This is a genomic window from Thermomonas brevis (assembly GCF_014395425.1).
In the GTDB taxonomy this organism is placed as follows: domain Bacteria; phylum Pseudomonadota; class Gammaproteobacteria; order Xanthomonadales; family Xanthomonadaceae; genus Thermomonas; species Thermomonas brevis.
The window spans coordinates 270,621-289,615 of sequence record NZ_CP060711.1 but is presented as its reverse complement, the minus strand read 5'-3'; the positions used below and the strand labels follow the sequence as shown (position 1 = coordinate 289,615).

Genomic DNA, 18,995 nt, shown 5'->3' with positions numbered 1-18,995 from the left:
TGCGGGGAAGGCGTCAGCGCGCGGCGGGCTTGGGGCCGATCTCGTCCGGGTCGGCCTTGTTCACCACCACGTCGATGACCTTGCTGCGCTCGAAATACACGGTGAATGCCGGATACGCCCAGCGGTTGATCGTCGGCCACGCCTGCTTTTGCCCGCCGCGCGGGTCCAGGCGTTCGCTCGGCGCGCCGTAGCGGGCCTCGACCTGCGCCATGGTCATGCCGCGGACGGGGAGATTGGCGGGCTTTTCCTGCACGCGCTCGATCAGCAGGGTGTCGCCTTGGGCGTCGCCGGCGATGGCGAGGCCGGATGCGGCGACGAGGACGGCGGTCAGGCCGATCCGGAACGCGGTATTGCGGGACAGGCGGTTCATGAGGCGCTCCCGTGCGGAAAAGGTGTCCGCGGATTCTATGCCGGAATCGTGAACGCGCCGCGATGCCGGCTCCGGTACGCAAAAGGCCGCCTTGCGGCGGCCTTCGGCGGGTGCGCAATCCGTGCGGCGGCGCTGGCGCGCCGGCTGGATCAGCGCTGACGCGCCTTGGCGCGCGCCATTGTTTCTCAGCGCTGGCGCGCCTTGAAACGCGGGTTCGACTTGCAGATCACGAAGACCTTGCCACGACGGCGAACCACCTTGCAGTCGCGGTGACGGGCCTTCGCCGACTTCAGGGAGGACAGGACCTTCATGATGAAACCTCGGCAAAAACGGAATGGAATGGATGGGTTGAAACGCGCAGCCGCGCATTCTAGCGGGTATTTGGCTGCGGGATCAACGGGTTGGGGCGGAAAGTTCGCGGGCGGGCGGACCGGTCTCCCGATCGGCGATACTGGCGGCATGACCGACGCCTCCGCTCCCGTGCTCACCATCGACGGCCCTTCCGGTTCCGGCAAGGGCACCATCAGCCGCCTCGTCGCCGCCCACCTGGGCTGGCATTACCTCGATTCCGGCGCGCTGTACCGGGCGGTCGGGATCGCCGCCAGCTGGTCGGACATCGACCTGTCCGACGCCTCGGCGCTGGTGCGCTGCACCTTCGATACCGAGATCGGCTTCCGCGACGACGCGGCCGGCGAGCCGCGGGTGATCGTGAACGGCGTCGACGCCACCGATGAACTGCGTACCGAAACCGCCGGCGCGGCGGCCTCGGCCATCGCCGCCATCCCCGAGGTGCGGGCGGCGCTGAAGGACCGCCAGCGCGCGTTCCGGCAGCTGCCGGGGCTGGTGGCCGACGGCCGCGACATGGGCACGGTGATCTTCCCCGACGCCGCCCACAAGGTGTTCCTGACCGCCAGCGCCGAGGAGCGTGCGGAAAGACGCTATAAGCAGTTGAAAGAAAAAGGGGTTTCGGTCACAATCGACGGTCTGCTGCGCGAGATCCTCGCCCGCGACGCCCGCGATGCCAGTCGTGCGGTGGCGCCGCTGCGGCCGGCCGACGACGCCGTCCGCATCGACACCACCGGCCTGCCCATCGACGCGGTGGTCGCGCGGGTGCTGGACGTCGTGTCCCGCCCCACGCCGTAAGCCGGCGCGGTTTTCACGTCGCAGAACCGTTCCGTGGGCACACCCGTGCCCGCGGTTTTCCTTCATCCATCCACACATGGCCGAGCGCGTCCTGCGCGACCGCCAACCAACCCAAGGTGGGCCGCCCCGTTCCTGTGGGCCGCCTGTGTATCCACCTGAGATTTTTCATGAACGCAGCAACCGAATCCTTCGCCGAACTGTTTGAAGCCAGCCAGGCCAATTGGGCCAAGATCAAGCCCGGCGCCATCGTCAAGGGCATCGTGGTCGACGTCCGCAACGACGTCGTGGTCATCAACGCCGGCCTGAAGTCCGAGGGCATCGTCCCGATCGAGCAGTTCCGCAACGACGCCGGCGAGATCGACGTCGGCATCGGCGACGAGGTCAAGGTCGCCCTCGACTCGCTGGAAAACGGCTTTGGCGAAACCGTGCTGTCGCGCGAGAAGGCCAAGCGCGCGATGGTGTGGGACGAACTCGAGGAAGCCCTCGAGAAGAACGAGACCATCGTCGGCCGCATCAGCGGCAAGGTGAAGGGCGGTTTCACCGTCGACATCAAGGACGTCCGCGCGTTCCTGCCGGGCTCGCTGGTCGACGTGCGCCCGGTGCGCGACCCGGTGTACCTGGAAGGCAAGGAGCTGGAGTTCAAGCTCATCAAGCTCGACCGCAAGCGCAACAACGTGGTCGTCTCCCGCCGCGCGGTGGTCGAGACCGAGCATTCGGAAGAGCGCGAGCAGCTGCTCGAGAAGCTGGTCGAGGGCGCCGTGCTGAAGGGCGTGGTCAAGAACCTGACCGACTACGGCGCGTTCGTCGACCTCGGCGGCATCGACGGCCTGCTGCACATCACCGACATGGCGTGGAAGCGCGTGCGCCATCCGTCCGAAGTCGTTGAAGTCGGCCAGGAGCTCGACGTCCGCGTGCTGAAGTACGACCGCGAGCGCAACCGCGTCTCGCTGGGCCTGAAGCAGCTGGGCGAGGATCCGTGGGACAACATCGCCCGCCGCTACCCGGCCAACTGCCGCGTGTTCGGCAAGGTCTCCAACGTCACCGATTACGGCGCGTTCGTCGAGATCGAGCCGGGCGTGGAAGGTCTGGTGCACGTCTCCGAAATGGACTGGACCAACAAGAACGTCAACCCGGCCAAGGTGGTGCAGGTCGGCGACGAGCTGGAAGTCATGGTGCTGGACGTGGACGAGGAGCGTCGCCGCATCTCGCTGGGCATCAAGCAGGTCACCAGCAACCCGTGGGAAACCTTCGCCGCCATCCACAAGAAGGGCGACAAGGTGTCCGGCCAGATCAAGTCGATCACCGACTTCGGCATCTTCATCGGTCTGGACGGCGGCATCGACGGCCTGATCCACCTGTCCGACATCAGCTGGAACTCCACCGGCGAGGAAATCGCCCGCAACTACAAGAAGGGCGACACGCTGGAAGCCGTGGTGCTGGCCGTCGATCCGGAGCGCGAGCGCATTTCGCTGGGCGTCAAGCAGATGGAACAGGACCCGCTGGGCCAGTTCATGGCCGCGCACCCGAAGGGCGGCAAGGTCTCCGGCACCGTCAAGGAAGTGGACGCCAAGGGCGCGACCATCGACCTGGGCGAGGGCGTGGAAGGCTACGTCATGGCCCGCGACATCAGCCACGACCGCGTGGACGACGCCAGCCAGGTGCTGAAGATCGGCCAGGAGATCGAGGCCAAGTTCGTCGGCATGGACCGCAAGGGCCGCAGCCTGCAGCTGTCGATCAAGGACAAGGACGCTGCCGAAACCGCCGAAGCGCTGGCCGAGTACAACAAGGCCAATGCCGATGCCGCCAGCGGCACCACCAAGCTGGGCGCGCTGCTGCGCGAGCAGCTGAACAGCAAGGCCGACTGATCCAGTCGGTGTCCGACGCGCGGCGGCCCGGCTTCGGCCGGGTCGCCGCCGTCGCGTTGGAACCCCGCAACGACAGACATGACCAAGTCCGAACTCATCGAACTGCTGGCGCGCCGCCAGCCGCACCTGAAAGCCGACGACGTCGACATGGCGGTGAAGACGCTGTTGCAGATGATGGGCGGGGCTCTGGCGTCGGGCGAGCGGATCGAGATCCGCGGCTTCGGCAGCTTCTCGTTGCACTACCGTCCGCCGCGCACCGGACGCAACCCCAAGACCGGCGATGCCGTGGCCCTGCCGGGCAAGCATGTGCCGCATTTCAAGCCGGGCAAGGAATTGCGCGAGCGGGTCACCGGCGTGGTGCCGCTGCCGGCGCAGGAATAAGCCTGCCGAAGCGAACGGGCGCATCCGAGTCCGTTAAGCTTGGCGCTTCGCAACCGTTTCCCCTGAGCCCGTGGTTCGACTGATCCGACTTCTGGCCGCCTTCGCCTGCCTGCTGCTGGGGGGGATCGTGGGCGCGCTCAATACCCGGCCCGTCGTGCTGGATCTCGGTTTCGCCGCGCTGCATACCAGCCTCGGGCTGGCCGTGCTGGTGGCGCTGCTAGTGGGCGTGCTGGTCGGCGGCCTGCTGATCGCCGTGAGCGTCGTGGCGCCGCTGCGCCGCCGCCTGCGCCGCGCCGAAGCGGCGATGCGCCCCTCCGGGGCCGTGACAAAGGACTGACTGTGGACTTCCTCAACCAGTGGGTGTGGTTCGTGATCTTCGTGCCGCTGGCGGCGCTGCTGGGCTGGGTGATCGGCCGGCGCGGCGGCGAGCAGCACAGCGGCAACCAGGTCAGCAAGCTGTCGACCACCTATTTCCGCGGCCTGAACTACCTGCTCAACGAGCAGCCGGACAAGGCCATCGAGTTGTTCCTGCACATCGCCGAACTGGACAAGGACACCTTCGAGACGCAGGTGGCGCTGGGCCATCTGTTCCGCCGCCGCGGCGAAGTCGATCGCGCGATCCGGCTGCACCAGGCGCTGGCGCAGCGACCTGACCTGAGCGATACCCAGAAGATCCAGGCGCTGTCCGCGCTGGGCGAGGACTACATGCGCGCCGGCCTGCTGGACCGCGCCGAAACCGTGTTCAACGACCTCGCCCAGCTCGACCAGCGCGCGCCGCAGGCGCTGCGGCACCTGATCGGCATCTACCAGTCCGAGCGCGACTGGGAGAAGGCGATCAGCAATGCCGTCCGCTACGAGGAAGCATCGGGCGAGCCGATGGGCAAGCTGATCGCGCAGTTCGAATGCGAACTGGCGGACCGTCATCGCGCCAACGACGACATCGAGGGTGCGCGCGCGGCGATCGTGCGCGCCTATGCCGCCGATCCCGTCTCGGTGCGGGCCGGCATCGCCGAAGGGCGCATCGAGGCCGAGGCCGGCAACCCGCAGGGCGCGATCCGCGCGCTGGAGCGGGCCGCGCGGCACGACCCCGACTACCTGCCGGTGATCCTGCCGGGCCTGCTGGAAAACTACGCGAAGGTCGGCGAACGCACCGGCGCGCGCGCCTTCCTCAGCGAGATGTGCGAGCATTACCGCGGCATCTCGCCGGTGCTGGCGCTGACCCGCATGATCGAAAACGAGGACGGCGTCAGCGCCGCCCGGCAGTTCCTGGCGCAGCAGCTCAAGGACCGGCCTTCGGTGCGCGGCGAGTCGGCCTTGATCGACCTCAGCCTGGCCGACCGGGCCGATGCCGAAGCCACCCTGCACGACCTCAAGCACATCACCGACCAGCTGCTGGTGCGCAATCCCAGCTACCGCTGCACCCGCTGCGGCTTCGGCGCGCGCAGCCACCACTGGCAGTGCCCGAGCTGCAAGGAGTGGGGCACGGTGAAGCCGCTGCTCAACTATGCGGTGGTCTGAACCGGCGACGCTCTTCGCACTGGCGGCGGCAGGGTTTGCGGTTTCCGCCGCTGCCACCGCCTGGGCGCGTGCGCATGCGCGACGGCGCGGCATGGTCGATGCGCCTGGCGAGCGCCGCAGCCACGCCGTGCCCACGCCGCGCGGCGGCGGTATCGGCATCGCGCTGGTTGCGCTGTGCGTCTGCGCTTGGCTGGGATGGCGCGACGGCCGCCAGTGGTGGTGGATCGGCGCCGGCCTGCTGCTGGTGGCGGGAGCGGGGTGGTGGGACGACCATCGCCCATTGCCTGCCTGGCCGCGCCTGCTCGCGCATATCGCGGCGGGGGCCTGTCTGGCGGCGGGTCTGCATATGCAGGGGGCTGCGATGCCGGCGGTTGTCGCGGCGTTCCTGCTGGTTCCCGTGCTGGTGAACGTGTGGAACTTCATCGACGGCATCGACGGCATGGCCGCGGTCCAGGCGCTGCTGGGCGCGCTGGGGCTGGCCTGCCTCCTGACCGGGCCGGGTCGGATGGCAGCGGTTGCAATGGCCGCCGCCTGTGTCGGCTTCCTGCCCTTCAACCTGCCGAAGGCGCGGATTTTCCTGGGCGACATCGGCAGCGGTGCATTGGGGTATCTGCTGGCGACGCTCATCGCCGTCGGCCTGTCTTCGCGCTCGCCGGGAATCTGGCCGCTGCTGCTCCTGCCCGTCGCGGCCTGCCTCGTCGACAGCGGCCTGACCTTGGTCTGGCGCGCGCTGCGCGGCGAGGCCTGGTGGCGGCCGCACGTTCAGCACCTCTACCAGCGGCTGTCCCGTCGGCTCGGTCACCCGGCAGTCACGATGCTGTATGCAGGATGGACGGCCGTGGCGATCGGGATCATGCTATTGCTCGCGCGGGCCCCCGCCGTGCCGGTCTGGATTGCTACAACGGTGTTTGCAAGTCTGTCGATGGGCGCATGGTTGCGCCTGCATGGTGCACCTGAAGGCAGAAACGAAGGAATCGGCCGATGAGCGCGTGGAAGGACCGTCTCAAGCATCGCCTGCCGCGTATGGCGGTGATCGTGCACGATCTCGCGATGGTCTGGGTCTGTTGGCAGGGCCTGCATTACCTGCGCTACGCACTGCAGCCGACGCCGCAACCGCTGGCGCCATTCTCCAGTACGGTCCTGATCGTGCTGGTCGCGCAAGGGTTGGTGTCCTGGCGCGTGGGGTTGTATCGGGGTCTTTGGCGCTTCGCCAGCGTCCCGGACCTGTTCAATATTTTCAAGGCGAGCCTGTTCGGCTTGCTGGCGGTAGTCGTCGGGCTGTTCTTTTACAGCCGCCTGGACTTGGTGTCGCGTGCCGCGCTGCTGCTATACCCCTTCGTGCTGACCGTGCTGTTGGGGGCGCCGCGCCTGATCTTTCGTGCCTGGAAAGACCATAGCCAGCAACAGGCGCGCGATGGAGCAGAGCGCGTCCTGATTCTTGGTGCAGGCCAGGCTGGCGAGGCGTTGGTGCGCGATCTGCGCCGGCTAGGCAGTTATGATCCGATTGGTTTTCTGGACGATGCTGTTTCCCTCCGTGGTACACGCCTGCAAGGCTTGCCGGTTCTAGGCAAGATTCCGGACGTGGCGCGGGTGGCCCGCGAAACCGGCGCGCAGTTGCTGGTGATCGCGATGCCGTCGGTCGATGCCGTGGTGATGCGCCGAGTCATTGGTTTGTGCGAGGAAAGCGCGGTGCCGTTCCGCACCGTGCCGCGGCTTGCCGACATCCTCGAAGGCCGTTCACTGCCCGGGCAACTGAAGGAAGTGGCGATCGAGGATCTGCTCGGCCGGCAGCCGCGCGCGCCGGACTGGAAGGCGATCCGTGGCTGGCTGGGCGGCCGCTCGGTGCTGGTGACCGGTGCGGGCGGATCGATCGGATCCGAACTGTGTCGGCAATGCGCGCGTCATGGTGCATCCCGCATTGCCTTGGTCGAAATCGACGAGCTGGCTCTGCTCACCATTGAAGCCGAACTGCGCCGGGATTTCCCCGGCATCCTCTGTGTTCCGGTGCTGGGTGACTGTGGCGATCCGGCGGTGATCGCACATGCGCTGAAGCTGGTGGAGCCGGAAGCCGTATTCCATGCCGCCGCCTACAAGCAGGTGCCTCTGCTGCAAGGACAGCTGCGTGAAGCCGTGCGCAACAATGCGCTGGCGACGTACACGGTGGCCAAGGCCAGCCGCGAGGCGGATGTCGGTACCTTCGTGCTGGTCTCCACCGACAAGGCAGTGGACCCGGTAAACGTACTGGGGGCCACCAAGCGGTTCGCGGAAATGGCTTGCCAGGCGTTGGCCGTCGCGCGTACCACCCGCATGGTGACGGTGCGCTTCGGCAACGTGCTGGATTCCGCCGGCAGCGTGGTGCCGCTGTTCCGCGAACAGATCCGCCGCGGCGGGCCGGTCACGGTGACCCATCCCGACGTCACCCGCTACTTCATGACCATCCCGGAAGCCTGCCTGCTGATCCTGCAGGCGGGGTCGATCGGCGTGCAGCAGGCGGTCTACACGCTCGACATGGGCGAGCCAGTGGCGATCCGGGTGCTGGCCGAGCAGATGATCCGCCTGGCCGGAAAACAGCCGGGCAAGGATGTGGTCATCGACTACATCGGGCTGCGCCCCGGCGAGCGCCTGCACGAGACGCTGTTCCACATGGACGAGCGTTACAGCAGCACCATCTATCCCAGTATCCTTCAGGCCATGCCCCGCGCCGTCGCGGCCGAGCGCGTGGATGCATCGGTCGAAGCCATGCGTGCGAGCGTCCAGGCGTATGACTTGGAAACTCTGGAGGCCGCGTTGCGCGAGGCTGTTCCGGAGTTCGCGCCCGCGGAAGAGCGGGCGCGGCCCGCCACCGTCGTGGTCTTCCCGGGACGGCGCGCACGGCAGCATTGATCGCTTCGGCAAGGAAAGACATGCCAGACACAAACAGCGCGCGGCGCATCCGCAAGGCCGTATTCCCGGTCGCGGGCTTGGGAACCCGTTTTCTTCCCGCGACCAAGACGGTGCCCAAGGAAATGCTGCCGATCGTGGACCGGCCGCTGATCCAGTACGCCGTCGACGAGGCCATCGCCGCCGGTTGCGACACTCTGATCTTCGTCACCAACCGCTACAAGCATGCGGTGGCGGATTATTTCGACAAGGCCTACGAGCTGGAGCAGAAGCTGGAGAAATCCGGCAAGCAGGAGCAGCTCTTGCTGGTCCGCAATGTGCTGCCGGACGGCGTGCGCGCGGTGTTCGTCACCCAAGCCGAGGCGTTGGGACTGGGCCATGCGGTGCTGTGCGCCAAGCCTGTGGTGGGCGATGAGCCGTTCGCGGTGCTGCTGCCGGACGACCTGATCTGGAGCCGCGGCGACGGCGCGCTCAAGCAGATGGCCGACCATGCGCAGGCCACCGGCGGCAGCGCGGTGGCGGTGCAGGATGTGCCGCGCGAGCAGACCGGCAGCTACGGCATCGTCGCCACCGAGGCGTTCGACGGGCGCGCGGGCCGCATCCGCCAGATCGTCGAAAAACCGGCACCCGACGCGGCGCCGAGCAATCTTGCCGTGGTCGGGCGCTACGTCCTCACGCCCGCCATCTTCGACCTGCTCGAACGCACGCAGAAGGGCGCGGGCGGCGAGATCCAGCTGACCGACGCGATCGCGGCGCTGCTCGACGCCGAACGCGTGGACGCCTTCCGCTTCCACGGCACCCGCTTCGACTGCGGCACCCACATCGGCCTGATCGAAGCGACGATCCGCTACGCGCTGGACAACGAGAAACTCAGCGACGCGGCGCGCGACCTCATGCAGAACGCGCTGGGCGAGATGGGCGTCTTCGAAACCTGAGCCGTAGGAATCCGCAACGCCATGCGAGAACGGCGCCTTCCGGCGCCGTTTCGCTCGCGGTTGACGCTCAGAGCGCTTCGAACACGCCCGCCGCGCCCATGCCGGTGCCGATGCACATGGTCACCATGCCGTACTTCTGCTGGCGGCGACGCAGACCGTGCACGATCGTCGCGGTGCGGACCGCACCGGTCGCGCCCAGCGGGTGGCCCAGCGCGATCGCGCCGCCCAGCGGGTTGACCTTGGACGGGTCGAGGCCGCAGTCGCCGATCACCGCCAGCGCCTGCGCGGCGAAGGCTTCGTTGAGCTCGATCCAGTCCAGCTGATCCTTCGTCAAACCCGCCTGCTTCAGCGCCTTCGGGATCGCCGCGATCGGGCCGATGCCCATCACATCCGGGCGCACGCCGGCCACGCTGAAGCTGACGAAGCGCGCCAGCGGGGTAAGGCCGTAGTCCTTGATCGCCTGTTCGGAGGCGAGCAACACCGCGCCGGCGCCGTCGCTCATCTGCGAGGAGTTTCCGGCGGTGACGGTGCCGCCGAACTGGCCGTTGCGGAACACCGGGCGCAGCTTGGCTAGGCCTTCCAGCGACGTGTCGACGCGCGGACCTTCGTCGTTTTCCACCAGCAGCTTCTTCAGGCAGATGGTGTTGCCGGCGAGGTCGGGCTGGTGCGAGACCACTTCGTACGGACTGATCTCGTCGCGGAACTCGCCGGCGGCCTGCGCGGCCAGCGCCTTCTGGTGCGAGGCGAGGGCGAAGGCGTCCTGCGCCTCGCGCGACACCTTCCATTCCTCGGCGACTTTCTCGGCGGTGATGCCCATGCCATAGGCGATCGCGACGTGGTCGGGGAACACGCTGGGCGACAGCGCGACCTTGTTGCCCATCATCGGCACCATCGACATCGACTCGGTGCCGCCGGCCAGCATCAGGTCGGCGTTGCCGAGGCGGATCTGGTCGGCGGCCAGCGCCACCGCCTGCAGGCCCGACGAGCAGAAGCGGTTGACGGTCTGCGCGGCGATGGTGTCGGGCAGCCCTGCCAGCAGCACGCCGATGCGCGCCACGTTCATGCCTTGCTCGCCTTCGGGCATGGCGCAGCCGATGATGGCGTCGTCGATGCGGTTCACGTCGATGCCCGGCGCCTGTGCGACCACGGCCTTCAGCACGTGCGCCAGCATGTCGTCGGGACGGGTGTTGCGGAACACGCCCTTGGGCGCCTTGCCCACCGGGGTGCGGGTGGCGGCGACGATGTAGGCGTCCTGGATTTGCTTGCTCATGTCAGTTCTCGATTCATGGAGCGATAAGGGCCTGATTCGTCATCCCCGCGAAAGCGGGAATGACGGCAAGGAAGTCAATTCCGAAGCGGCTTGCCGGTCTTCAGCATGTGCGCGATGCGGGCCTGGGTCTTCTCCTGCTGCGCCAGCTCCACGAAGTGCTTGCGCTCCAGCTTGAGCAGCCACTCTTCGTCCACCAGCGCGCCGCGATCCAGGTTGCCGCCGCAGAGCACGGTGGCGATGCGTTCGGCGATCTCGAAGTCGTACTCGCTGACGAAGCGGCCTTCCAGCATGTTGACCAGCAGCATCTTGAAGGTGGCGATGCCGACGTCGCCGGCCACGGCGATCCGTCGTGCCGGCAGCGGCGGGCGATAGCCGGCCTCGGCCAGCCCGCGCGCCTCGGCCTTGGCGATGTGCAGCAATTCGAAGGCGTTGAAGGCGATCCTGTCGGTGCCGCGCAGCAAGCCCAGTTCCTTGGCGTTGAGCGCCGAGTTGGACACCTTGGCCATCGCCACGGTCTCGAAGGTCTTCTTCAGCTCGGCGAACACGTCGCCGCCCGGACCGGCGGCAGCGGAGGCGCGCACCGCCAGTTCCTTCAGGCCGCCGCCCGCGGGCAGCAGGCCGACGCCGGCTTCGACCAGTCCGATGTAGCTCTCCAGGTGCGCCACGGTCTTCGCGCTGTGCATCTGGAACTCGCAGCCGCCGCCCAGCGCCAGCCCGCGCACCGCCGCGACCACCGGCACCAGCGAATACTTGATGCGCTGGCTGGTGGCCTGGAAATTGGCGACCATCGCTTCGAACAGGTCGAGCTTCTCGGCCTGCAGCGCGCCCAGCGCGCCGGCCAGGTCGGCGCCTGCCGAGAACGGTTCCCGGTGCTGCCAGATCACCAAGCCGGCGAAATCGCGCTCGGCGCGGCCAACGGCTTCCTGCAGGCCGTCCAGCACCGCGTCGGAGACGGTGTTCATCTTGGTCTTGAAGCCGACCACGGCGATGCCGTCGCCGTCGTGCCACATGCGCAGGCCGTCGTTCTCGAACACGGTTTCGCCCTGCGCGAACTTCTCGCCAAGCACCGGATCGGGGAAGCGCTGGCGCTTGTAGACGGGCAGGGACGAGCGCGGCAGCAGCGCGTTCTTCGCCGGGCTGTAGCTGCCCTCTGCGGCATGCACGCCGTCGCGTTCCGGCACCCACGCCGGCAACGCCGCGCCGGCCATGCTCTTGCCGGCGGCGATGTCCTCGGCGATCCATTGCGCCACCTGCTTCCAGCCGGCGGCCTGCCAGCTTTCGAACGGGCCCTGCGTCCAGCCGTAGCCCCAGCGGATCGCCAGATCCACGTCGCGGGCGGTATCGGCGATGTCGGCCAGATGGAAGGCGCTGTAGTGGAACAGGTCGCGGAAGCAGGCCCACAGGAACTGTGCCTGCGGGTGCTGGCTCTCGCGCAGCTTGGCGAACTTCTCCGCCGGGTTCTTCAGCTTGAGGATTTCGACCACCTCCGGCGCAGCGGCGCGGTCGGCGGCGCGGTAATCCTGCTTTTCCAGATCAAGGACGACGATGTCCTTGCCGACCTTGCGGAAGATGCCGGCGCCGGTCTTCTGTCCCAGCGCGCCCTTGGCGATCAGCGCCTGCAGCCAGTCCGGCGACTGGAAGTAGGCGTGCCACGGGTCGTCCGGCAGGGTGTCGGCCATGGTCTTGATGACGTGCGCCATCGTGTCCAGGCCGACCACGTCGGAGGTGCGGTAGGTGGCCGACTTCGGTCGGCCCAGCAGCGGCCCGGTCAGCGCATCGACCTCGTCGAAGCCCAGTCCGAACTGGCGGGTGTGGTGGATCACCGACAGGATCGAGAACACGCCGATGCGGTTCCCGATGAAGTTCGGCGTGTCCTTGGCGTGCACCACGCCCTTGCCGAGGGCGGTGGTCAGGAAGGTTTCCAGCCCTTCCAGCACGGTCGCGTCGGTGGTCCTGGCCGGGATCAGCTCGGCCAGGTGCATGTAGCGCGGCGGGTTGAAGAAGTGCACGCCGCAGAAGCGATGGCGCAGTTCCTCGGGCAGCACTTCCGCCAGCGTGTTGATGCCGAGGCCGGAGGTGTTGGACGCCAGCACCGCGTGGGCGGGCACGAACGGAGCGATCTTCTTGTAGAGATCCTGCTTCCAGTCCATTCGCTCGGCGATGGCCTCGATGATGAGGTCGCAATCCTTGAGCTGGTCGAGTCCCGTCTCGTAGTTGGCGGGCGTGATCGCCTCGGCCAGCGCCTTGCCGGCCAGCGGCGCGGGCGAGAGCTTGCCGAGGTTGGCGATGGCCTTGAGCACGATGCCGTCGGCTGGGCCGTCCTTCGCGGGCAGGTCGAACAGCACGGTATCGACACCGGCATTGGTCAGGTGCGCGGCGATCTGCGCGCCCATCACGCCCGCGCCCAGCACGGCGGCGCGGCGTACAAGCAGTTTATGAGACATGGTTCGTATCTCCTTGAAAAATCAGGTGGCGTCGGCCTTGAAGCCGGCGGCGGCGAAACGGATCAGCGCCTTGGCGGCGCGCTGGCGATGGGTGGCTTCGGAAACGCCGTGCGGGCGCTTGATGAGCCCGAAATCGGCCATCGCATAGGTCAGCGCGCCGGACAGGAAGTCCAGCCGCCGATAGAGGTCTTCCTTGCCCAGCCCCGGCACGCAGGCGTCGATGGCCTTGGCGAATTCGCGCAGCACGTGGCCGTACTGGTCGGACAGGAACTTGCGCAGGCTGTCGTTGCTTTCGGCGTAGGCGCGGGCGATCACGCGGATGAACGCGCCGCCGCCGTGGCGATCCTGCGCCATCGCCAGCGCCGGCTCCACGAACGCGGCGAGGATCGGCTCCAGCTCGCCGGGCGTGGTTTCCGTCGCCTTGCGCAGCGCCGCCAGCCGCTGCGCACTCATCTCGTCCATGCGCCGGCGGAACACCTCGTTGACGAGGTTTTCCTTGCTGCCGAAGTGGTAGTTGACCGCCGCGATGTTGACGTCGGCGCGGCTGGTGACCTGGCGCAGCGAGGTCGAGGCGAAGCCCTGCTGGGCGAACAGGTCCTCCGCTGCGTGCAGGATCCGGTCCTTGGTCGAGAAATGCTGCTGGGCCATGCGGTCGCCGCCGGAATCAAACGCTTGTTTGAGCCTACGCCGTACGCATGCGTACGTCAATTGCCGACGGCGCCGGCGAAGCCCGGTTTCAGGTGCGGACCGACGGGGAAATCGGTTAGAATCGTCCGCAGCCATATCGGCCAAACCCGCGTCAGTACGCGGGTTTTTCTGTTATCCTCGGGCGATCCGGCAAGGACGCCCGCCACTTCCGGAGAGTATTCCCATGGCGCTGGAGCGCACCATTTCGATCATCAAGCCCGATGCCGTCGCCAAGAACGTCATCGGCGAGATCTATTCCCGCTTCGAGAAGGCCGGCCTGAAGGTCGTCGCCGCGAAGATGAAGCACCTGTCCAAGGCCGAGGCCGAGGGCTTCTACGCCGTGCACCGCGAGCGCCCGTTCTTCAACGCGCTGGTCGAGTTCATGATCTCCGGCCCGGTGATGGTGCAGGTGCTGGAAGGCGAGGGCGCGGTGCTGAAGAACCGCGAGCTGATGGGCGCCACCAATCCGAAGGAAGCCGCCGCCGGCACCATCCGCGCCGACTTCGCCGACAGCATCGACGCCAACGCGGTGCACGGTTCGGATTCGCTGGAGAACGCGGCGATCGAGATCGCCTACTTCTTCCCGGCCACCGACGTCTACGCGCGCTGAGTTCGAGTTGAAGCGATGAACGACACGCGCCACCCGGCCATCGACATCGCCCTGCTGGGCGAGGACGGGATCGCGCCTGCCTCCGCGCCGACCAGCGTCGGCGCGGAAGGCAGCACCGTGGCGGCGGCTGCGGCCGATGCCAGGACCAACATCTTCGACTTCGACCGCGCCCGCCTGGAGCGCTTCTTCGAGGAAGAACTGGGCGAAAAGAAGTTCCGCGCCCACCAGGTGATGAAGTGGATCCATCACCGCTACGCCACCGAATTCGCGGACATGACCGACCTCGGCAAGGCGCTGCGCGCCAAGCTGGAGGAGCGTGCGGTAGTGCGCGCGCCGCAGGTCGTGTTCGACAAGGCCTCCGCCGACGGCACCCACAAGTGGCTGCTCGGCATGGACGCGAAGAACGCCATCGAGACCGTCTACATCCCCGACAAGGGCCGCGGCACGCTGTGCGTGTCCTCGCAGGTGGGCTGCGCGCTCAACTGCGGGTTCTGCTCCACCGCGACGCAAGGCTTCAACCGCAATCTTTCCACCGCCGAAATCATCGGGCAGGTGTGGGTGGCCGCGCGCCACCTCGGCAACGTGCCGCACCAGCAGCGCCGCCTTACCAACGTGGTGATGATGGGCATGGGCGAGCCGCTGGCGAACTTCGACAACGTCGTGCGCGCGATGAGCATCATGCGCGACGACCTCGGCTACGGCCTCGCCAACAAGCGGGTGACGCTGTCCACCGCCGGCATGGTACCGATGATCGATCGCCTGGCCGTGGAGAGCGACGTGTCGCTGGCGGTGTCGCTGCACGCGCCGTTCGACGAGCTGCGCACCCGGCTGATGCCGATCAACAAGAAATACCCGCTGGCCGAATTGCTGGATGCCTGCGTGCGCTACGCGCTGCGCAAGAAAGGCGAGTCCGTCACTTTCGAATACACCCTGATCCAGGGCGTGAACGACCAGCCCGAGCATGCGCGCGCGCTGATCGGCCTGCTGCGCGATTTCGACCGTCGCGTGCAGATGAAGGGCGCGGCCAAGATCAACCTGATTCCGTTCAACCCGTTCCCGGGCACCCGCTTCCAGCGCCCGGACGATGTCGCCATCCGCACCTTCCAGAAGCTGCTGAACAACGCCGGCATGATCGCGCCGGTGCGGCGCACCCGCGGCGACGACATCGACGCCGCCTGCGGCCAGCTCAAGGGGCAGGTGATGGATCGCACCCGGCGTTCCGCCGAGCACCGCAAGCGGCTGCGCGCCGCGGGAGTCGTCGATGTGGCGTGAGCTGCGGGTGTCGGTGGTCGTGGCCTGCGCGGTGCTGGTGGCCGGATGCGGGGTGATGAATCGCCTGACCTTCATCCGTCCGAGCACCGGTAAAGGCGAATTCACCAAGGTGGCGCCGACCTACGACGTCAGCGGCGGCAAGAAAAAGGGGCAGGACCCCGGCGATGCGGCGATGCTGCTGGCCTCGGCCACCATGCTCTACCAGCGCGGCGATCTCGCCGGGGCCGAGGGGCTTGCCCGCAAGGCGTTGAAGGCGCAGCCGGGCTCGGGCGACGCCAACACCCTGCTGGGCCTGGTCGCCAGCGCGCGCAGCGACGAAGCCGCGGCCGGGAAGTTCTACCAGGCGGCGTCCGCCGCCGCGCCGGGCAACGGCATCTACGCCAACAACTACGGCGGCTGGCTGTGCGCGAACGGGCGCGCGGGGGAGTCGTTGGACTGGTTCGACCGCGCGCTGGCCGATCCCGCCTATCCCACGCCGGCCGCGGCGCTGGCCAACGCCGGCGAATGTGCGGTCAAGGCCGGGCAGCCCGCGCGCGCCGAAACCAGCTGGCGCGGCGCGCTCGCGCTGGACGCGAACAACCTGGCCGCGCTGGCGGGCATGGCGGCGCTGGAATTCGGCAACGGCCGCTACCTGGAAGCGCGCGCCTTCGTCGAACGCTGGCTGGCGCTCGCGCCCGACGACGCGGCGGGATTGAGCCTCGCCGCACAAACCGAACAGAAAATAGGCGACAACGTGGCCGCATCGCGTTATCGTTCCCGTTTGCAGGCGATTTCCTCCGGTTCCACCGCGGCACCGCGCACGCAATGACTCCGACTTCCCATCCAGACTCGACCCACGAGGCGCTCGCCGGCTGCGGCGCGCGTCTGCGCTCCGCGCGCGAAGCTGCCGGCCTGAGCATCGACGACGTGGCGTCCCGCTTGCACATGCCGGCGCGGGTGGTGCAATCGCTGGAAGCGGAAGACTGGTCGCGGCTGGGCGCGCCGGTGTTCGTGCGCGGACAGGTGCGCAGCTATTCGCGTCTGCTCGGGCTGACCACCGCGCCGATCATGGACGCGCTGACCGTGGGGCAAGTGGAGCCGGCCAGGCTGGTCAGCCGCACCCACATCCCGAAGGCGCAGTGGTGGGCGGAGCAGATCGGGCGCCGCCTGGTCTACATCGTCCTGACCCTGTCGCTGGTGATCCCGGTCTGGGTGGCGACCCGCCAGCACCTTGCCGGCACCGCCGAGGGCGTGGCCGCGCTGGACGCGCCGGTCGATCCGTCCTCTGCCACGGCCACGGCCGAAGACGGCAAGACCCCGCGCACGGTGGTCGCCTCGATGGCGCCCGTTCCGGCGGTGCAGCCGCCCGCCGCGCCGGCGGCCGAGATCGTGCTGCGCACCAAGGGCCAGACCTGGCTGGAAGTGACCGCGACCGACGGCAGCATGCTCGACAAGACCCTCCTGTCCGCCGGCGTCGAGCGTCGGTATGCCGCGGCGCAGGTGCGGCGCATGACCATCGGCAACGCCTCGGCGGTGGAGCTGGAAGACCGCGGCCGCGCGATCGACCCGGTGGCGCATGCGCGCGCGAACGTCGCCCGCTTTGAGGTATCCTCCGACGGCTCGCTTGTCGCGGCGGACTGAAAGACAACGTCGCGCGGGCTTCCCCCGATAACCGCAAGAAGATCAACGCCCCGTCTCGGATGGCGGGCGAGAGGCAGCATGGCGATTGACGAACTGCTCAACGAGCACGAACAGAGCGAACAGGTACGCAACTGGCTGCGCAACAATGCGCTTGGACTGATCGGCGGCGTCGGGCTCGGCCTGGCGGTGATCGCCGGCTGGCAGTGGTGGCAGGGCCAGCGCCTGCAGAGCGGCATGCAGGCGAACGCGAGCTACGCGCAGGCCAGCGAGGCGTTCGAAGCCGGCAAGATCCCGCAGGACAAGGGCCAGGCGGTGATCGCCGGCCTCGACAAGGGCAATCCCACCCTGGGCACGCTGGCGGCGCTGCAGCTGGCCAAGGCGCAGGTCGATGCCGGCAAGCGCGACGACGCCATCGCCACCCTGCGCAAGCAGGACAACGCGAATGCGGCGGATCTGCGCCCGGTGGTGCGGGAACGCCTCGCGCGCCTGCTGATCGACGCCGGCAAGGCCAAGGACGCGCTGCCGCTGCTCGACGACGAGCGCGACGCGGCGATGCTGGACGCGCGCGGCGACGCGCAGTTCGCGCTGGGCGACAGGGCCAAGGCGCAGGAGGCCTACCGCAAGGCGCTGGCGCTGGTCGACGTGGGCAATCCGCAGCATCGCCTGATCACCATGAAACTGATCGAAGCGGGCGGCACGCCGCCGCATGCCGGGAGCAACGGTTGATGGACAAGCGACGTTTCCTGCGGGTGTTCGCCGCCGCCGCCGTGGCGGTGGCCATGCTGTCCGGCTGCAGTTCGATCAAGAACATGTTCGGCGGCCGCAACAAGGACAAGTCCGGCGAGCCGGCCAAGCTGGTCGATTTCGCGCCGACCGTCACCGTCAAGCGGCTGTGGACGGCGTCGGTGGGCAAGGGCGAGAAGCATCTCGGCATCGGCCAGCATCCGGTCGTCGAGGACGGCCGCGTCTATGCGGCGGCGGTCGACGGCGGCGTGTCCGCGTTCGACCTGAACAACGGCGGCCAGCTCTGGCACTACGCCTCCGAGCTGCAGCTGAGCGGCGGCCCCGGCGCCGGTTCCGGGCTGGTGGTGGTGGGTGGCCTGGAAGGCGAGGTGATCGCGCTGGACGCGGCCGACGGCCACGAGAAGTGGACCGCCAAGGTCAACAACGAAGTCCTGGCCGCGCCGGTGATCGGCGGCGGCACGGTGTTCGTGCATTCCAACGACGGCCGGGTCACCGCGTTCGACGCCGAAACCGGCGCGCGCCGCTGGTTCTACAGCGTCGACGTGCCGGCGCTGACCGTGCGCGGCACCGGCGGCATGACCCTCGGCCCGGGCATCCTGTTCGTCGGTGGCGACAACGGCACCCTGACCGCGCTGAACGTCAACGACGGCAATGTGCTGTGGACCACGCCGGTGGCCGAAGCCGACGGCCGCAGCGAGCTGGAGCGCATGGCCGACGTCGACGGCGAGCCGGTGCTGCAGGGCACCACCCTGTTCGCCAGCAGCTACAAGAACCACACCGTCGCCATCGACGGCCCCAGCGGCCAGGTGATGTGGGACAGCGAGCACGGCGGCGCGCGCGGCGTGGGCGTCAGCAATTCGGCGGTGGTCGTGACCGACAAGACCGGCAACGTCATTGGCCTGGATCGCAACAGCGGCGGCAGCCTGTGGCAGCAGGCCAGTCTGCTCAACCGCAACGTGTCCGCGCCGGCGGTGCAGGGCGACTACGCGGTGGTCGGCGATTTCGACGGCGTGGTCCACTGGCTGCGCCTGAACGACGGCGCCTTCGCCGCCCGCAGCAAGCTGGGCGAGGCGATCACCGGCACGCCGGTGGTGTCCGATGACATCGCGGTCGTGCAGACCAGCGACGGCAAGCTGGCGGCGTTCGCGCTGCAGTGACGCGCCCGGCCAGCCTCTCCGGCTGGCACCTTCGCGCGGCCCCGGCTACCCTGCCGGGGCCGCTGTTGTTTCGTAGTGCATGAAAAACGGATGCCGTGC

At 68.1% G+C, this 18,995-nt stretch carries 19 protein-coding genes; 14 read left to right on the top strand and 5 right to left on the bottom strand.

Translation table 11 applies throughout. From position 1 onward, the window contains the following. Positions 1 to 13: 13 nt before the first annotated feature. Together H9L17_RS01330 and ykgO are read right to left on the bottom strand one after the other, a co-directional pair. Positions 14 to 370, bottom strand: coding sequence for a hypothetical protein (locus tag H9L17_RS01330; RefSeq protein WP_187570598.1), 357 nt, complete (start codon positions 368 to 370; stop codon positions 14 to 16). 185 nt (positions 371 to 555) lie between these two features. Further along, positions 556 to 681, bottom strand: a complete 126-nt coding sequence (gene ykgO, locus H9L17_RS01325) for a type B 50S ribosomal protein L36 (RefSeq protein ID WP_010342887.1) — start codon at positions 679 to 681, stop codon at positions 556 to 558. 148 nt (positions 682 to 829) lie between these two features. Between ykgO and cmk the strand changes: the two genes are divergently transcribed. The 8 genes from cmk (at position 830) to galU (ending at position 9,092) form a co-directional block, all read left to right on the top strand. Continuing rightward, complete coding sequence (gene cmk / locus H9L17_RS01320; protein ID WP_187570597.1) at positions 830 to 1,513, top strand: (d)CMP kinase; 684 nt, start codon at positions 830 to 832, stop codon at positions 1,511 to 1,513. A gap of 167 nt (positions 1,514 to 1,680) precedes the next feature. Beyond that, a complete protein-coding gene (gene rpsA / locus H9L17_RS01315; RefSeq protein WP_187570596.1) occupies positions 1,681 to 3,378 on the top strand; it encodes a 30S ribosomal protein S1 in 1,698 nt (565 codons plus the stop codon). A 78-nt stretch (positions 3,379 to 3,456) separates the two neighbouring features. After that, positions 3,457 to 3,759: an integration host factor subunit beta gene (locus tag H9L17_RS01310; protein ID WP_187570595.1), complete on the top strand. Its 303-nt coding sequence runs from the start codon at positions 3,457 to 3,459 to the stop codon at positions 3,757 to 3,759. A 70-nt stretch (positions 3,760 to 3,829) separates the two neighbouring features. Then, positions 3,830 to 4,096: a lipopolysaccharide assembly protein LapA domain-containing protein gene (locus H9L17_RS01305; RefSeq protein ID WP_187570594.1), complete on the top strand. Its 267-nt coding sequence runs from the start codon at positions 3,830 to 3,832 to the stop codon at positions 4,094 to 4,096. A 2-nt stretch (positions 4,097 to 4,098) separates the two neighbouring features. Then, positions 4,099 to 5,277: a lipopolysaccharide assembly protein LapB gene (gene lapB, locus H9L17_RS01300; RefSeq protein ID WP_187570593.1), complete on the top strand. Its 1,179-nt coding sequence runs from the start codon at positions 4,099 to 4,101 to the stop codon at positions 5,275 to 5,277. 91 nt (positions 5,278 to 5,368) lie between these two features. Further along, positions 5,369 to 6,262, top strand: a complete 894-nt coding sequence (locus H9L17_RS01295) for an MraY family glycosyltransferase (RefSeq protein ID WP_187570592.1) — start codon at positions 5,369 to 5,371, stop codon at positions 6,260 to 6,262. Further along, a complete protein-coding gene (locus H9L17_RS01290; protein WP_187570591.1) occupies positions 6,259 to 8,160 on the top strand; it encodes a polysaccharide biosynthesis protein in 1,902 nt (633 codons plus the stop codon). The genes H9L17_RS01295 and H9L17_RS01290 overlap by 4 nt, the downstream gene beginning before the upstream one ends. 20 nt (positions 8,161 to 8,180) lie before the next feature. Next, complete coding sequence (galU, locus tag H9L17_RS01285) at positions 8,181 to 9,092, top strand: UTP--glucose-1-phosphate uridylyltransferase GalU (protein ID WP_187570590.1); 912 nt, start codon at positions 8,181 to 8,183, stop codon at positions 9,090 to 9,092. Between the two features lie 67 nt (positions 9,093 to 9,159). Here galU and H9L17_RS01280 read toward each other — a convergent pair whose 3' ends face one another. From H9L17_RS01280 to H9L17_RS01270, 3 genes are all read right to left on the bottom strand, one after another. Then, positions 9,160 to 10,362 carry an acetyl-CoA C-acyltransferase gene (locus tag H9L17_RS01280; RefSeq protein WP_187570589.1) on the bottom strand — a complete coding sequence of 401 codons (1,203 nt, stop codon included), beginning with the start codon at positions 10,360 to 10,362 and terminating at the stop codon, positions 9,160 to 9,162. Between the two features lie 74 nt (positions 10,363 to 10,436). Next, positions 10,437 to 12,806, bottom strand: coding sequence for a 3-hydroxyacyl-CoA dehydrogenase/enoyl-CoA hydratase family protein (locus H9L17_RS01275; RefSeq protein WP_187570588.1), 2,370 nt, complete (start codon positions 12,804 to 12,806; stop codon positions 10,437 to 10,439). A gap of 21 nt (positions 12,807 to 12,827) precedes the next feature. Further along, a complete protein-coding gene (locus tag H9L17_RS01270; protein WP_187570587.1) occupies positions 12,828 to 13,454 on the bottom strand; it encodes a TetR/AcrR family transcriptional regulator in 627 nt (208 codons plus the stop codon). A gap of 223 nt (positions 13,455 to 13,677) precedes the next feature. Between H9L17_RS01270 and ndk the strand changes: the two genes are divergently transcribed. From ndk to bamB, 6 genes are all read left to right on the top strand, one after another. Beyond that, positions 13,678 to 14,103, top strand: coding sequence for a nucleoside-diphosphate kinase (gene ndk, locus H9L17_RS01265; protein WP_187570586.1), 426 nt, complete (start codon positions 13,678 to 13,680; stop codon positions 14,101 to 14,103). Between the two features lie 15 nt (positions 14,104 to 14,118). Next, a complete protein-coding gene (gene rlmN, locus H9L17_RS01260; RefSeq protein WP_187570585.1) occupies positions 14,119 to 15,375 on the top strand; it encodes a dual-specificity RNA methyltransferase RlmN in 1,257 nt (418 codons plus the stop codon). Further along, positions 15,365 to 16,183 (top strand): tetratricopeptide repeat protein, encoded by an 819-nt coding sequence (locus H9L17_RS01255; protein ID WP_246455135.1) that lies wholly within the window; start codon positions 15,365 to 15,367, stop codon positions 16,181 to 16,183. Before rlmN ends, H9L17_RS01255 begins: the two co-directional genes overlap by 11 nt. Then, positions 16,180 to 16,995: a helix-turn-helix domain-containing protein gene (locus H9L17_RS01250; RefSeq protein WP_187570584.1), complete on the top strand. Its 816-nt coding sequence runs from the start codon at positions 16,180 to 16,182 to the stop codon at positions 16,993 to 16,995. The genes H9L17_RS01255 and H9L17_RS01250 overlap by 4 nt, the downstream gene beginning before the upstream one ends. A 78-nt stretch (positions 16,996 to 17,073) precedes the next feature. Next, the gene (locus H9L17_RS01245) at positions 17,074 to 17,721 is read left to right on the top strand and encodes a YfgM family protein (protein WP_187570583.1); all 648 of its coding nucleotides are present in this window, start codon (positions 17,074 to 17,076) and stop codon (positions 17,719 to 17,721) included. Then, complete coding sequence (gene bamB, locus H9L17_RS01240) at positions 17,721 to 18,896, top strand: outer membrane protein assembly factor BamB (protein WP_187570582.1); 1,176 nt, start codon at positions 17,721 to 17,723, stop codon at positions 18,894 to 18,896. Before H9L17_RS01245 ends, bamB begins: the two co-directional genes overlap by 1 nt. Positions 18,897 to 18,995 lie beyond the last annotated feature (99 nt).